This is a genomic window from Allobosea psychrotolerans, from assembly GCF_002917105.1.
Taxonomy (GTDB): domain Bacteria; phylum Pseudomonadota; class Alphaproteobacteria; order Rhizobiales; family Beijerinckiaceae; genus Allobosea; species Allobosea psychrotolerans.
Window position 1 is genome coordinate 43,665 of record NZ_PQFZ01000014.1, and the last position, 14,844, is coordinate 58,508.

Sequence of the window (14,844 nt, forward strand, 5' to 3'; positions counted from 1 at the left end):
CAAAAGGAGACCATGCCTAGTTCCGATGGCAGTATGCCCGATCTGATCGGGATACTCGCCGTACTTGTTCTGGTTGCCGCGAACGGCTTTTTTGTCGCAGCGGAATTCTCTCTCGTCGCTGTCCGCCGCAGCCGCGTGACCGAACTGGTCAATGCCGGCAGGACCAATGCCGGCGCCCTGAAGCGGGCCGTCGACAATCTCGACGCCAATCTCGCGGCCACCCAGCTCGGCATCACGATTTCGTCCCTGGCGCTCGGCTGGATCGGCGAACCGGCGCTCGCCCATCTGATCATGCCCCTGCTGAACGCGCTGCCCGGATCCCTGGCCACGGCCAGCTCCCATGCGATCGCGGTCGCGATCTCCTTCATCATCATCACCACGCTGCATATCGTGCTGGGCGAACTCGCCCCCAAGAGCCTTGCCCTCCAGCGCAGCGAAGGCACTGCGCTCTGGGTCGTGCGCCCTCTCGGCTTGTTCCTGTTCCTGCTCCGGCCGGCGATCATCGCACTCAACGGCCTCGGCAACCTGCTGCTGCGGCTATGCGGCCTGCGGCCAGGCACGGGTGAGGACGCGCTGCATTCGCCCGAAGAGCTCAAGCTCCTGATCCAGGCCAGCCAGGAAGCCGGCATCCTCCAGCAGACGCAGCAGGAGGTCGTCGAACGCGTCCTCAATATCGGCGACCGCCGCATCGGCGACATCATGACGCCGCGCCGCGACATCGAGTGGATCGACGCCGACGACAGCCCGGCCGAGATCCTGCGCACCATCCGCACCTGCCGCCACCAGCAGCTTCTGGTCGGGCGCGGCGATGTCGACGAGCCCCTGGGCATGATCCTGAAGAAGGACCTGCTCGACCAGGTGCTCGACGGCAAGACGCTCGACCCGATGGCCGTCATCCGCGAACCCATGATCGTTCACGAAAGCGTGCCGATCTTCCGCGTGCTCGACCAGTTCAAGAAGGCCCCGGTCCGCCTGGCCATCGTCATCGACGAATATGGCAGCCTGGAGGGAATCGTCACCCAGACCGACCTGCTCGAGGCCATCGCCGGCGACCTCTCGGATGCCGAAGGCGAAGAACCCGATATCGTCGAGCGGGAGGATGGCTCGCTGCTGCTCGACGGCGCAATGCTGGCTCACGACGCCTTCGCCCGCCTCGGCTTCCGGCCGGGATCTGTGGAGGGCGATTTTCACACCATCGCGGGCTTCGCCCTGTTCCAGCTCGGACGGCTTCCGGAGGCCGGCGACCATTTCGACTATGAGGGCTGGCGCTTCGAGATCGTCGACATGGACGGCAAACGGATCGACAAGCTGCTCGCGACAACAGCGCGCTGATCGGCGGCCAGCCCAGCAACCGAGGGGCACGGCTGGGCACGCACGAGTCTGGCTCGGCTTAAGCCGCGCCCGGAGATCGCGAAGGCCACCGCGTCGAGATCGAACAATGGCGTCGTCACGCAGCCTGCACGCCGAATACGAAGCGCACAGCCAGATTGAGCGCGGATGGCAACACGGACATATGGGTCTCGCCGGGAAGGAACTGGAATTCCGTCAGGAGGTTCGGGGCGCGCGCGAGCCGTTCCGCCATCGCCCGCGCATTGTCGACGATGCGGCTTTCCGCAAAGCCCTTGATGCGCTTTTCCGCGTCAGTCGCGCCAATCTGGAACGGCGCGAGCGCCTGCTCATACTCGCCCGCCTGCAGGAGCACGCGCCCTCGTCGGTTGATCTCCCCACGCCCCAGGAAGCTTTCGGCCTCGGTGACGATGCCCGCCCCCTCCCACCAGATCGCCGGGCTCGCCGAGACCCAGGCGGAAAAGGCGTCCGGGCGGCGAAACAGCGCATGCAAGACGAAGAGTCCCCCGAAGGAATGGCCGAAGATCGCCTGGCGCTGCCGGTCGATCATGACGCGCCGGTCGATCTCGGGCTTCAACTCGTCCTCGATGAAGGCAAGGAATTCGTCGGCCCCGCCGGTACGGACATCCGGGCCGCCTTGGATGTGAGGCGGATAGACCTGGCCCGGCGGGGGGCCCATGTCCCAGGAGCGCCTGACGCTGTCATAGGCCGCTTCCGTCGGGTAGCCGATGCCGACCACGACGCCGTCAGCGATGCCGGTCCCGAGCGGATAGGCTGCCTGAACGCGCAAGATATCGGCCGCTGTGGCGATCATCGCATTGGCGTCGAGCAGATAGAGCACCGGCCAGCCCTGCGGTGGCCGCGTGCTCGTGGGAATGCGCAGGAAGATCCGGTAAGGCGCACCGCCCGAACGTGGCGCCAGATCGAAATGGATCGTGTCGGGAATGAGCGCTTGTGCCGCCATCAGGAAGACCTTCGCGAGAGGAGCCACAACAACACGGGACAGCCGATCATCGAGGCGGCGAGCCCCGCCGGAATCTGCCAGGGAAAGGCGATGCTGCGGCCGACCCAATCGGCCGCGACCATGACGAGGCCGCCCGCGAGGGCGGCTCCCATGAACTCAGGCAGAGCCCGCCGCAGGCCGAGTTGCCGCGCCAGGTGCGGCGCCATCAGGCCCACAAAGGTCAGCGGGCCGACGATGAGCGTCGCAATCGCCGTCAGGACGGCGCTCGATGCCAATATCACCGCCTGGCTGCGCCTGGGGTGAAGCCCCAGCGCCAGAGACGTCCCTGCCCCGAGCGGCACGATGTCGAGCCAGCGCGCGCCAAGCGGCAGGAGGACGAGCAATCCCGCCGCTGCGGCAAGGGCGACGGCGGCGCCCCTTGCATCGATCGCGTAGGTCGAGCCGGTCATCCAGTTCAGCAGCAGCACGGCCCTGGGGTCGCCGCTGGCCATCAATGCCGTCACGACCGCGTCGAACAACGCGCCGAGCGCGATGCCGACGAGCAGGGTCGATCCCGATGAGCCGCCCCTCCCCCGCCCCAGCGCGAGGATCGCCAGAAGCGCGACCAGCGCTCCGACGGAGGCGGCGAGAAGCTGCGCGCCCCGCCCGACCTCGGACAGCGTGAACAGCGCGACGGCGAAGCCGAAGGCCGCGCCGGCGCTGACGCCCAGCACCTCCGGGCTCGCCATCGGATTGCCCGTCAGGCGCTGGAGCATGCAGCCGGCACCGGCGAGCATCGCACCTGCCGACAGGGCGGCAAGCGCGCGCGGCAGGCGCAAGGGCAGCAGGAGATCGAGCTCGCCGCCCAGGCTCAGATGCCAGCCGTCGAGGCCGCGCCCGACCATGACGGAGAACACAGTCGCAATCACGAGCAGCACCCCGAGACAGCCAAGCACCCGCCCCGCATGGGCGCTGCGGCGAGACGCCGGTCCGATTGAGGAGAGCGGCGCGCCTTGCTGGGACTGGTGCAGGCGCGGCAACAGCCACAGCAGCAACGGCGCGCCGAACAGGGCCGTGACCACGCCAGTCGGCAGCATCGTGCCGTCGGCGCCGGCCGCAAGCTGCACGCATTGGTCGGTCAGCCAGAGCAGGGCCGCCCCCAGCAGCGCCGACCAGGCCAGGCGCTGCCCGACCCGCCTCGCCCCCGCGACATGAGCCAAGGCCGGCGCGGCGAGGCCGAGGAAGCCGATGATGCCGACCGTGCTGACGACGCATGCCGTCAAGGCGACGGCGAGGATGAGCGCGGCGAGCCGGGCGGCTCCGATCGACAGGCCGAGATTGCGCGCATTGGCGTCGTCCAGGCTCAGCAAGGTCAAGGGGCGCACCAGGAAGGCGCTCAATGCCGCAACGGCCACGAAGCGCGGCGCGAGGAAGACGGCGGCCGACCAGTCCTGCTGGCTGAGCGATCCGCTCCCCCACATGAACAGGCCGGCGAGGTAATGCGTCTTGAACAGGACGAGCGTCGCGACGACGGCGCTGCAGGTGAGGCCGATGACGAGCCCGGATAGCACGACCGAGACCGGCGCCAAGCCCTTGCGCCAGGACAGGGCGAGCACGCCGGCGACAGCGAGCAGCCCGCCCGCCAGCGCCGTCCATTCCCGGCCGAAGGCGAGCAGCCCAGGGGCCCAGAGCATGGCGACCGACAAGGCGAGATTGGCCCCCGCCTCGACCCCGAGCGTGGTCGGCGAGGCGATCGGATTGCGCAGCACCAATTGCAGCAACACCCCGGCAAGCCCCAGCGCCGCGCCGCACAGGATGCTGGTGACGAGCCGCGGCAGGACGCTATAGGCCGCCAGCATCTGGCGCGCATCGGCTGGGTCCGGCCCGCGCAGGGCGTCGAACCACAGCCCCGGCGGCAGCAGCTTCACGAGCGCCCACAGGCTCGCCACGCCTGCCGCGACCAGGAGGAACGCGACGATGCCGGCGGGGCCCTTGCGATGGAGAGCCTCAGCCACTGGACCGTTCCGTCGCGGAAAGATGTTCGCCCAAAAGCGCGGCGAAGCGCATGGCCGAAGGCAGCATGCCGAACATCAGCGCCGCCGGCAGCCGCTGGATGCGCCCGGCGCGGACGAAGGCCAGGCTGTTCCAGAGCGGGCTGCCTGCGAGCTTTGTCAGGACATCGCCGGAAATCGGCTCCAGATAGACCAGCCTGCTCTCCGGCACGGCCGCCAGGACCTCGATGCCGACCGTGGCGAAGCCCCAGTAATTGCACGGTCCCCGCCAGCCATTCGCAAGGCCGCAGCGCTTCAGCGTGTCGTCGAAGAGGCTGCCGGCGCCATAGACCCGGACATGATGCGCATCGAGGAAGCTCACGATCAGCAGCGGGATATCGGCCATTGCCCGGAGCCTGGCGCGGATCTCCGCCATCCGCGCCTCGGCCCGCGCGATCAGCGCCTCGCCTTCCGCCGCGCGGCCGAGCAGACCAGCCAGTTCGCGCGTCGCCGCGATGCTCAGTTCATAGGGTCGCCCTCCCGGCGGGGCATAGATCGAGAAGGTGCGGGTCGGAGCAAAGCGCTCCAGAACGGGGCGGATAGCGGCAAGATAAGGCGTCGTCACGATCAAATCCGGCCTGATCGCTGCCAGCAATTCGAGATTCGGCTCGCGGTCGGCGCCGAGGTCGATCATGCCGGCCGGCAAGGCGGGCTCGACCACCCAATCCGCCCAGGCGCCCACCTGCACCATGCCGATCGGCGCGATGCCGAGCGCAAGCAGCGTCTCGGTCAGGCCATAGTCGAGCGAGACGATGCGCGCCGGCGGCGAGGGCTCGCTGGCACGAACCACCCCGCCGCGCGCAGCCATGCAGCAAGCGGCGGCGAGGAGGGTCCGGCGATCGAGGCCGGCTGGGCTGAGCATGGCCGGGTCCGCACCCTCACCAGCGATAGCGCAGGCTCGCGATGACGCTGCTGCGGGTGCCCTTGTAGCAATAGCCGGCCTCGCAGGTCGTATATTTGGTATCGAACAGGTTCTGGGCGTTGACCTTCGCCGACCAGCCCTTCAGCGCGGGGTTCACCCGCCCGAGATCGTAGTTCAGCGTGGCGTCGACGAGTGCGACCGCATCGTTCTTGAAGGTGTTCTGGGCGTCGCCATAGCTGGACCCGGTGTAGCGGACACCCACGCCGAGCCCGAGCCCGGCGAGCGTCAGCCCGTCCGGCACGGTATAGTCGGTCCAGGCCGCGAAGCTGTGGCGCGGCGTCGCCACGGGGACCTTGCCGACCGTCCCCGCGGCGCCGGTGATGGTCTCCAGATCGAGATAGGCATAGGAGCCCCTGACGCGGAAGCCCGCCCCGAGATTGGCGACCGCCTCCAGTTCGAGCCCCTGGCCCCGCACTTCTCCGCGCTGGACCTGCACATAGGGGTTGGCGTCGGAGGCGACGAGGCCGCCATCCTGCGTGATCCGGAAGAGCGATGCGGTGAAGAAGCCGTCGAAGCCGGTCGGTGCGTATTTCACGCCGACTTCAGCCTGCTCGGCGGTGGTCGGCTTGAAGGGCACACCCGACGGATCGACGCCGAGATTGGGCGCGAAGGAGGTCGAATAGCTCGCATAGGGCGCGATGCCGTTGTCGAACTGATAGGTCAATCCGACGCGGCCGGTGAAGGCCTGGTCGTCGGCCTCCTGCCGGCTGGTGCTGACGCGGTCCACCGTCTTCGTCCGCACCCAATCCTGCCGGCCGGACAGCGTCAGCGTCCAGCGGCCAAACTTGGCCTGCTCCTGGATATAGGCGCCGATCTGATCCTGGGTCTGCCTGTTGATCGTGCTGAAGGCCGGGTCGGTGAAGCGGCCGAGCGATTGCAGCGTCACCAGGCTCAAGCCCGGCGCGGTGCCATAGCCGATCCGGTCGCTGAGCCTGAGATGGGTGTAGTCGAGGCCTGCGAGCAGGCGGTGCTGGATCGGCCCGGTGCCGAAATCAGCCTGCACCTGATTGTCGACCGCGAACGAATTCAGCACGTCGTGCACATAGCCGGTGTAGCGATTGAGGACCGTGCCGCTGGCATCGACGCCCGAATCGCCGGTGAAGCGGTTCTTCGTATCGACCTGGCCCCAGCGCAGGTTCTGCCGGACCGTGAAGACCTCGTTGAACTTGTGCTCGAACTGGTAGCCGATGCGGTTCTGGGTCTGCGCCAGGCTGTTGTAGTCCGGGTCGCTCCCCAGGAAGGTCTGCGACCGCGCGCCATTCCAGGCGTAATATGGAAATCCACCCGGATTCTTCGAATCCTGGAATTCGCCGAGGATGGTCAGCTTCGTCTGGTCGTTCGGGCGCCAGGTGAAGGCCGGGGCGAGATTGAGCAGGTTGTCGTCGCCCCCCACCACATTGGCCGTGTGGCTGTCGCGGACGGAGCCCGTCAGGCGGTAGAGCAGGGTTCCGTTGGGATCGAGCCGGCCGCCCACATCGAAATTGCTCTGGACGCGATTCTTGCTGCCCGCCTGCAATTCCACTTCGCCGAAAGGCTGATCGACCGGGCGCTTGGATGTGATGTCGACGAGCCCGCCGGGCGAACCGAGGCCATAGAGCGCCGAGCTCGGGCCGCGCAGCACGGTGACGCTCTCCACGCCATAGGGCGCGACCTTGAACACCGCCATATTGTTGCCGGGCAGGCGCAAGCCGTCGCGATAGACCCCGTTATAGGTCGCGTTGAAGCCGCGGATGTAGAAGGCGTCGAAACGGGGATCGAAGCCGGACGATTCGGAGCGCACGCCCGGCGTATAGGCCACCGACTGAGTCAGCGTCTGCACATTGCGGTCGTCGAGTTCCTGCCGTGTGACCACGGAGACCGATTGCGGTGTCTCGATCAGCGGCGTGCTGGTCTTGGTGCCCGCCGCGCTGCGCGTCGCGACATAGCCGACGTTGCCGTCAGCCGATCCCTGCACATCGATCGTATCGAGCACCACGGCGCCGTCTGCCCCGACAGAGCCGTTGCCCGCCGCACGCGCCGAGATCGCGACGGTGGTCGGATTCGGGAAGGAGTAGACCAGCCCCGAGCCCTGGAGGATGCGCGTCAGCGCCTGCTCCCGCGTCACGGCGCCCGAGACGCCGGGCGAGGTCTTGCCGGAAGCGACGGAGGCCAGATAGGTGATCTGGAGGCCCGACTGACGCCCGAAAGCGGTCAGGGCCTGGTTCAGCGGGCCGGCGGGAATGGAGTAGCTCGTCCGCGCGGCCTGGGCGAAGGCGCTGGGCACTAGCGCCGTGACGCCAGCGCCGATCGATGTCGTCGCCAGCAGCGCCGCAAGCAACGCCTTGCGTCCGGCTGTCCCGCGCGAACTGATCTCCGCCCCTTGCCCCATGGTGAAGCCGCTCCTGTCGATTGCATCGGGAGGGCGTGCCGAAGTGAATGGCGCAGCCCTTGAAGCTGATACAAACGGGAGCCCGATTTTTTCTGCTTTTCGCCCGACTTTTTTCAGAAGGCCGAAATCACCGTCAGGAACGACGAGATCCGACGGACATGGCCGCCGGTCGGATGCACCACCGCATCGAGCGCCCGCGCGGGATCACGCAGGTCGAAGAGCCCGCTCACCTTTTGCGAGCCGCTGAGCGACCCCGCGACGACGATGCGTCCGGGCAGCCAGCGGCCGATCCGGGCGATCAGCGCCGAGACCGGCTCCTGCTCGGCCACGATCAGACGGTCGCGCCACATCGCGACCTGGCCCGCCTCGCGCCTTCCGCGATCGAGGCTCTGCGAGGCTGCATCGAACGCCATCCAGTCTCCGGCGCCCAGCCGCTCGCCCGAGACCAGTGCCGAATCCGGAACCCGCGCCTCGACCAGCCCATGATCGACGGAAACCGTCACGATCCCCGCATCGCTGGAGACATCGAAGGCCGTTCCAAGAGCCGTCGCCGCAAGATATCCCGTCTGGACTCGGAACGGGCGCGCCGCATCCGGCGCAACCTCGAAGAACGCCATGCCCTGCAGCAGCGTGACACGACGCTCGCCGGGCCCATAGGCGAGCGCGAGCGCACTGTCGGGGCCGAGCGTCGCCATGCTGCCATCGGGAAGCGCGACCTGGCGGATCTCGCCCTTGGCCGTGCGATGATCGGCCCGCGGCTGGAGCAGAGCGTCCGACATCATCAGCGAGCCGGCGCCTACGGCGCCCAGGCCGATAGCACCGCCAATGACGAGGTTACGGCGGCTCAGCCCCAGCGCCGCGCGCTGCTCGGCCTTCCGGCGATCGGTCAGGACCTTGCCAGCCATCCCGTGGGCACTGGCGATGCGCGCCCAGATCTGCTCATGCGCCGGGCCCCTCGCCCGCCACGCTCTAATCATCTCGACGGCAACGGGGTTGCCGGGATCGTTCTGCAAGCGAATGACGAGGTCGATCGCCTCGTCGAGCAAGCGATCGAGATCCGGCGCAGCCTCGGTCATTCCAGTCCTTCCGGCATGGGCGCAGCCACCTGTTCGGCTTGCCTCTCCCATCCTCTACTACAGCCGGACGGCCGCGTTTTTCTCTCCCTGAGATATTTCCAATTACAAGTTTTCAGTGCGCATGACGATGTGGCGGTAGGCATCCCGGATCAAAGTCCAGGTCCGCGTCACCGACAGGTCGAGCTCGCGGGCGACCTCGCTGATGGTGCGCTCCCCCAGGCGATGCATCTCGAAGGCGGTGCGCGTGCGGGCAGGGAGCTCGGCCAGCGCAGCTTCCACCAATTTCAGACGCTGACGGTCATGGACGATGGTTTCGGGAGAGGGCAACGGCTCGGCAAGCTGCGCGAACGCCTCGTCGTCGAGCTCCACCTGCTCGACCAGGCGCTCGCGCCTGATGTGGTTGATGCTGAGATTGCGCGAGACCCGGTAGAGATAAGCCTTGGGATTATGATGCGCCGCATCGTCCCTGGGCGGCGACGACAGCACGCGCAGGAAGGTGTCCTGCGTCAGGTCGGCTGCCATCTCGGCCGTCAGGCCACGCCGCCGAAGCGACCGCGCGATATCCTTGGCGTGATACCGGAACAGCTTCTGAATATCCCAGACCACCCAGTCCCGCCTCCATGCCCCCGGTGTTCGGGCGCAGCTGGATGTAATCCCGCCGCCTGCCCGCACCGCCATCCCGAGGCTTCCAGGTTCACACCAGCCCCAAGCGCTGCAGCGCAGTAGCGTGAATTCAAATTTCCCTGCAAGTACAGATATTTAGATGGATTCTAACCTGCTTTCCGCAGAAACAATTGCCATGCCGGCTGCCGGCCGGGAAAACCAAGCATTCTCCGGGAGATACCGGCATTCGGCTCGCTCGGGCCGGCTCCCGCCAGCGGGGGACAGCACTCCGGACAGCGCGGAGAATTGCCGCAAACCGTTGCCCGGCTGCAACGGGTGCGCCCGGCAGCTGATCAGGGGATGACAAGAGCCTCGCACGGAGGCCCCGGTCACCGGTCTCCGCGCGTTCAGGCTTCGTAGCCGAAGGGATCGTCCACGGAATGGGCCGGCTTGGTGAACCAATGCGCCCCGTCCTCGGCCATGTAGATGATATCCTCCAGACGCACGCCGAACTCGCCATAGATGCAGATCATCGGCTCGTCGGAGAAGCACATGCCGACCTGGAGCGGCGTCTTGTTGCCCTTCACCATGAAGGCTTCCTCATGCACGTCGAGGCCGAGCCCATGGCCGGTGCGATGGGGCAGACCCGGCACCTTGTAGCCCGGGCCGAAGCCCGCCGCCTCGATGACGCCGCGCGCCGCCGCGTCAACCGCCTCGCAGGGCGCACCCAGGACAGCCGCATCGAATGCCGCCAGTTGCGCCCGCTTCTCCAGGTTCCAGATCTCGCGCTGGCGCGGGTTGGCCTCGCCGAAGACATAGGTGCGGGTGATGTCGGAGCGATAGCCGCCGACCTTGGTGCCCATATCGATCAGCACCATGTCGCCCTCCTGCAGCGTCTGCTCATAGGGCACGCCATGGGGATAGGCCGTCGCCTCGCCGAACTGGGCGGCGCCGCTGGTCCAGCTCATGCCGAGCTTGCGATGCGCCTGGTCGAGGAACAGCTTGACCTGAGCGGTGGTGACGCCGACCTGCAGCGCCCGGGCCGCAGCCCGGTGGACCTCCATGGTGATGTCCATGGCGCGCTGGATCAGAGCGATCTCGGCGGCCGACTTCAATTGCCGGCAAGCCGCGGTGATCACATTGCCATGGCTGAAGGAGAAGCGGTTGCCGGCCTTGCGCAACCCGTCGACGATATAGAACGGCGTATGCGGATCGAGCGCGACCTGGCCGCTCTCATAGCCCAGGCTGCGGATGGTCTCGATCACCAGCTCCGTCGGATCCTCATGCTCCTCCCAGCAGCGCACCTCCTCGCCGAAGCGCATCAATTCCCGCGTCTTCGGCTCCTCGAAGGTCGGGCTGAGATAGACGATCTCGCCCTCGGCCGGGATGACCGCGCCATGCAGGCGCTCGGACAAGGTGAGCTGGATGCCGGTGAAGTAGGCAAGGCTCGTGGAGGTATCGAGATAGAGCGCCTGGAGACCCTGCTCGCGCAGCAGCGCCTGCGCCTTGGCGATGCGAGCCTTGAACTCGGTCACCGCGATCGGCTCGATGCCATCAGTCATCGGTTTCAATTTGGCGAGCTCGGCCTCGAAGCTCGATCCGCCCACTCCGATCGTCATAGGTCGTGTCCTCATTCGTCTGGTCGCAAAAGCATTGGGCCGATCAGTCGCTTGTGGCGGGTGACCGATCGGAGCGGCGAAGGGCTTGTTTATGGACCGCATCCGCGGGAAACGGCACCCGCGCTGTCAGCTGAAAGCGCATGCGGAATTGCGGGTGGCGGACAGCAAGCCGACGCGCGATGCTGCCTCTTCCAGAACGACGGACGCTGGCCCAGGGCGGCCATGCGCGGCAGGACCGGGAGACATCGATGCGCGGCATGATCGTAGCGGCCCAGCCAGAAGCGGCCGAAGCCGGCGCGGACATCCTGCGCCGGGGCGGCAACGCCATCGACGCCGCCATCGCCTGCGCCTTCAGCCAGGGCGTGGTCGACCCGCAGATGTGTGGAATCGGCGGGTTCGGCGCGATGCAGATCAGCATGCCCAAACGCGGCGTGCACACCGTGCTCGAATTCCTGGCACTGGCGCCGCTCGCGGCCACGCCAGAGATGTGGGCCGAGCGTTTCGTCGGCCAGACCCGCGACGGCTTCGTCTTCCTGCTCAGCGACCACGCCAACGAGCTCGGCCATCTCGCGGCCGGCACGCCGGGCAACGTCAAGGGCTACACCGAGGCCCTGTCGCGCTTCGGCACGATGGAGCTCAGGGATGTCATGGCACCGGCGATCCGGCAGGCGCGCGAGGGTTTCACGATCCGCCCCTATGTCCACTACTACTGGACGATCGACCAGCGCAGCACCGGCCAGATCAACACCGAGGACAAGCTCCGCCACAGCGAGACCGGGCGCGCGATCTATTTCCAGCCCGACGGCACGCTGAAGCGCCCCGGCGACGTCATCACCAATCCCGACCTCGCCCGCACGCTGGAGCGCATCGCCGCCGCCGGCCCCGAGATCTTCTACACCGGCGCGATCGCCGAGGAGATTGCCGCCGACATGGCGAGGCAAGGCGGGCTCCTGACGAAGCGCGATCTCGCCGAGTACAAGGTGCGCGAGAAAGAGCCCGTCTGGGGCGCCTATCGCAGCCTGCGCATCGCCGGCAACCCGCCCGCAGCGGGCGGTGTCTTGCTGATCGAGCTCATGCATATCCTGCAGGAGTTCGAAATCGGCGCCCTCGAGCACAACAGCGCCGAGCACATCGCAATCCTCGCCGAGGCGATGAAGTGGATGACGATCGACCGCGACGCCCATATCGGCGATCCCGATTTCGTCGATGTGCCGATCGACAGGCTGCTCTCGCAGGCCCATGCCGCCGGCCATGCCAGCGCGATCCGGTCGGGTGAGAAGGCGCGCGTGGCGCGCTCGGAATTGTCCAGGGATCCGCCGGACACCACCGTCGTCTGCGTCATGGACGAAGAGGGCAATGCCGTGACGCTGACCCACACCCTCGGCCAGCCATCGGGCGGCATCACCCCCGGCCTGGGCTTCATGTATAACGGCTCGATGAGCGGTTTCGACCCCCGTCCCGGCCGCGCCGGCTCGATCGCTCCCCGCAAGGCCCGCGGCAGCGCCATGGCGCCGACGATCATGTTCAGGGACGAGAAGCCCATCATCGCCATCGGCGCGCCAGGCGGCACCTTCATCGTGCCCGCCATTGCCCAGGCGCTGAGCAACGTCATCGATTTCGGAATGAGCATGTTCGAGGCGGTCGCCGCGCCGCGCATCGTCTGCCTGAGCGACACGATCGACGTCTCCAACCGCATCGAACGCCGCGTCACCGCCGCCTTGGAAGCTGATGGCTACGCCGTAGGCCGGTCCTACCAGTCCTTCGCCTTCGGCGCGCCGCATGGCATCCGCGCGGAGGGAGCAAGCTGGTCGGGCGGCGCCGATCCGCAGCGCGACGGCATGGCCCTGAAAGTCTGAAGCCGGCGCGCCCGGCACGCGCTCCGCGCTTTCAGCGGCGGGCGACGCCGTTGACGAAGATGTCGATGCACATCCGCAGATAGGCGCGGCGCTCCTTGCGCGAGCCCCACTCGCCATGGTGACGCCGGCGCGAGAAAACGCCGAACACCATATCCATCAGCATCTGCGCGGCCTTGGACGGATCGGCGAGCGCGATGAGACCGCGCTCCACCTGACGCATCAGCCATTCCGCGAGAAGGCGACGCGACGCCTCGGCGCCGTCGCGCAGGATCAACAGCTCGATCTCGGGAAACCGGGTCGATTCCGTGATGACCAGGCGAATGAACGCGATGCGCTCGCGATCGGCGGCCTCATCGATATCGATCCTGAAGATCGCTTCGAGGGCTTCGGCCACGGGCAGATCTTCATCGTCGGGGCGCGGCAGATCCAGCATCGACTGCCGGTGCAGGATGACGACTGCCGTGAACAGATCGGTCTTGCCGGGGAAGAGGCGATAGAGCGTCCGCTTCGAGATACGGCAACGTGCCGCGACGAGATCCATCGTCGTGCCGGCATAGCCGACCTCGAGGAAGGCATCCCTGGCATGGGCCACGATCATCGCGCGCACAGCCTCGTCGGCCATGGTTTTCGGGCGCCCGCGCGCGGGCGTTCCCTTGGCGGCCGCTGCCGCGTCCTCACACGTTATCGCCAGACCCTGCGCCATGTGTTTCCCCTTATTTCACCTCCATGCGATTGACAGCGGAAGATTGCAAGCCATAAGGGTACTCTTAAGTTTCCAAAATAGGGTGATGCCGTGCAGCGCTTGAGGATGCAACATCGCGAGATCAGCTTTGTGCGCTGCAGCATGCCCATATTGCGTGGTCGAATCGCGGTCGCAGCCATGGCAGTGGGGCTTCTGCTCTCGGCCTGCAACGAGAAGGCGGCCAGCCCCGCTCCACCATCGGCGCAGATGCCGGTCAGCGTCGTCAGCCTGCGTCCGCAGCCCGTCGCCATCACGGCCGAACTGCCGGGCCGGGTTTCGGCGAGCCTGGTCGCGGAGGTGCGTCCGCAGGTCAACGGCATCATCAAGTCGCGCCTCTTCAAGGAAGGCGGCGAGGTCACGGCCGGGACCGTGCTCTACGAGATCGACCCGGCGAGCTACCAGGCGTCCTATGACAGCTCCGCCGCAGCCTTGCAGAAAGCCGAGGCCGCTGTGCCGAGCGCCCAGGCAAAGCTCGACCGCTACCGCGACCTGGTCCGCCAGAGCGCCGTCAGCAAGCAGGACCTCGACGATGCGATCTCGGCCCTGGCCCAGGCCAATGCCGATGTCGCCTCGGCCAAAGCGAGCCTCGCCACGGCGAAAATCAATCTCGACTACACCAAGGTCGTCGCCCCGATCGGTGGGCGGATCGACAAATCCTCCCTGACGCCAGGCGCCCTGGTGACGGCGAGCCAGACCGACGCACTCACCACGATCCGCCAGCTCGACCCGATCAATGTCGACATCACCCAGTCGAGCACAAATCTGCTGAAATTCCGCAGCGCCCTCGCCGAAGGGCGGTTGAAGCTGAGCGGCCCCAATGTCGCGGTCAAGCTCAGGCTCGATACGGGCACGCTCTACAACCAGGACGGACGCTTCGAATTCGCCGAGGCCAATGTCGACCAGACCACCGGCACCTTCACCTTGCGGGCGGAATTCCCCAATCCCGACCGGCTGCTGCTGCCCGGCATGTATGCGCGCGCCATCCTCCAGGAGGGCATCGCCGAGAACAGTTACCTGGTGCCTCAGCGCGCTGTCGGCCGCAACACCAAGGGTGAGGCGACCGCCAAGTTCGTCAACAAGGACGGCAAGGTCGAGGAGCGCGTGCTCGTGACCCGTCGCACCATCGGCAACAACTGGCTGGTCGATACCGGCCTCAGTGACGGCGACAGGGTGATCGTCGAAGGCGGGCAGCTCGTGCGCGTCGGCCAGACGGTCACGGCCAACGAGGTCACGATCGACGAGGCAAGCGGGGAGCTGCGCCCGGCGGCGCAGCGCGCGGCCGCCGAAACGGACACGCCCGGCACGGTGAAGAACTGA

The 14,844-nt window shown here is 67.1% G+C and carries 11 protein-coding genes; 3 read left to right on the plus strand and 8 right to left on the minus strand.

What is annotated here, in order from left to right:
• Positions 1-12 precede the first annotated feature (12 nt).
• Positions 13-1,332, plus strand: a complete 1,320-nt coding sequence (locus CYD53_RS20785; RefSeq protein ID WP_103719998.1) for a hemolysin family protein — start codon at positions 13-15, stop codon at positions 1,330-1,332.
• 115 nt (positions 1,333-1,447) lie between these two features.
• Here CYD53_RS20785 and CYD53_RS20790 read toward each other — a convergent pair whose 3' ends face one another.
• The 7 genes from CYD53_RS20790 to CYD53_RS20820 form a co-directional block, all read right to left on the minus strand.
• The gene (locus tag CYD53_RS20790) at positions 1,448-2,311 is read right to left on the minus strand and encodes an alpha/beta hydrolase (protein ID WP_103720089.1); all 864 of its coding nucleotides are present in this window, start codon (positions 2,309-2,311) and stop codon (positions 1,448-1,450) included.
• The gene (gene fhuB, locus CYD53_RS20795; RefSeq protein WP_103719999.1) at positions 2,311-4,305 is read right to left on the minus strand and encodes a Fe(3+)-hydroxamate ABC transporter permease FhuB; all 1,995 of its coding nucleotides are present in this window, start codon (positions 4,303-4,305) and stop codon (positions 2,311-2,313) included. Before fhuB ends, CYD53_RS20790 begins: the two co-directional genes overlap by 1 nt.
• Complete coding sequence (locus CYD53_RS20800) at positions 4,298-5,203, minus strand: ABC transporter substrate-binding protein (protein WP_103720000.1); 906 nt, start codon at positions 5,201-5,203, stop codon at positions 4,298-4,300. The genes fhuB and CYD53_RS20800 overlap by 8 nt, the downstream gene beginning before the upstream one ends.
• 16 nt (positions 5,204-5,219) lie before the next feature.
• A complete protein-coding gene (locus tag CYD53_RS20805) occupies positions 5,220-7,631 on the minus strand; it encodes a TonB-dependent siderophore receptor (protein ID WP_103720001.1) in 2,412 nt (803 codons plus the stop codon).
• A gap of 113 nt (positions 7,632-7,744) precedes the next feature.
• Positions 7,745-8,707, minus strand: coding sequence for a FecR family protein (locus tag CYD53_RS20810; protein WP_103720002.1), 963 nt, complete (start codon positions 8,705-8,707; stop codon positions 7,745-7,747).
• A gap of 102 nt (positions 8,708-8,809) precedes the next feature.
• Complete coding sequence (locus CYD53_RS20815) at positions 8,810-9,385, minus strand: sigma-70 family RNA polymerase sigma factor (RefSeq protein WP_181011958.1); 576 nt, start codon at positions 9,383-9,385, stop codon at positions 8,810-8,812.
• Between the two features lie 332 nt (positions 9,386-9,717).
• The gene (locus CYD53_RS20820) at positions 9,718-10,929 is read right to left on the minus strand and encodes a M24 family metallopeptidase (RefSeq protein WP_103720004.1); all 1,212 of its coding nucleotides are present in this window, start codon (positions 10,927-10,929) and stop codon (positions 9,718-9,720) included.
• Positions 10,930-11,177: 248 nt separating this feature from the next.
• Here CYD53_RS20820 and ggt point away from each other — a divergent pair, with 248 nt between their 5' ends.
• The gene (gene ggt / locus CYD53_RS20825) at positions 11,178-12,785 is read left to right on the plus strand and encodes a gamma-glutamyltransferase (protein WP_103720005.1); all 1,608 of its coding nucleotides are present in this window, start codon (positions 11,178-11,180) and stop codon (positions 12,783-12,785) included.
• Between the two features lie 31 nt (positions 12,786-12,816).
• On the opposite strand, the gene CYD53_RS20830 is transcribed toward ggt, so the two are convergent.
• Positions 12,817-13,407, minus strand: a complete 591-nt coding sequence (locus CYD53_RS20830) for a TetR/AcrR family transcriptional regulator (RefSeq protein ID WP_245928360.1) — start codon at positions 13,405-13,407, stop codon at positions 12,817-12,819.
• 258 nt (positions 13,408-13,665) lie between these two features.
• Between CYD53_RS20830 and CYD53_RS20835 the strand changes: the two genes are divergently transcribed.
• Complete coding sequence (locus CYD53_RS20835) at positions 13,666-14,844, plus strand: efflux RND transporter periplasmic adaptor subunit (protein ID WP_472837395.1); 1,179 nt, start codon at positions 13,666-13,668, stop codon at positions 14,842-14,844.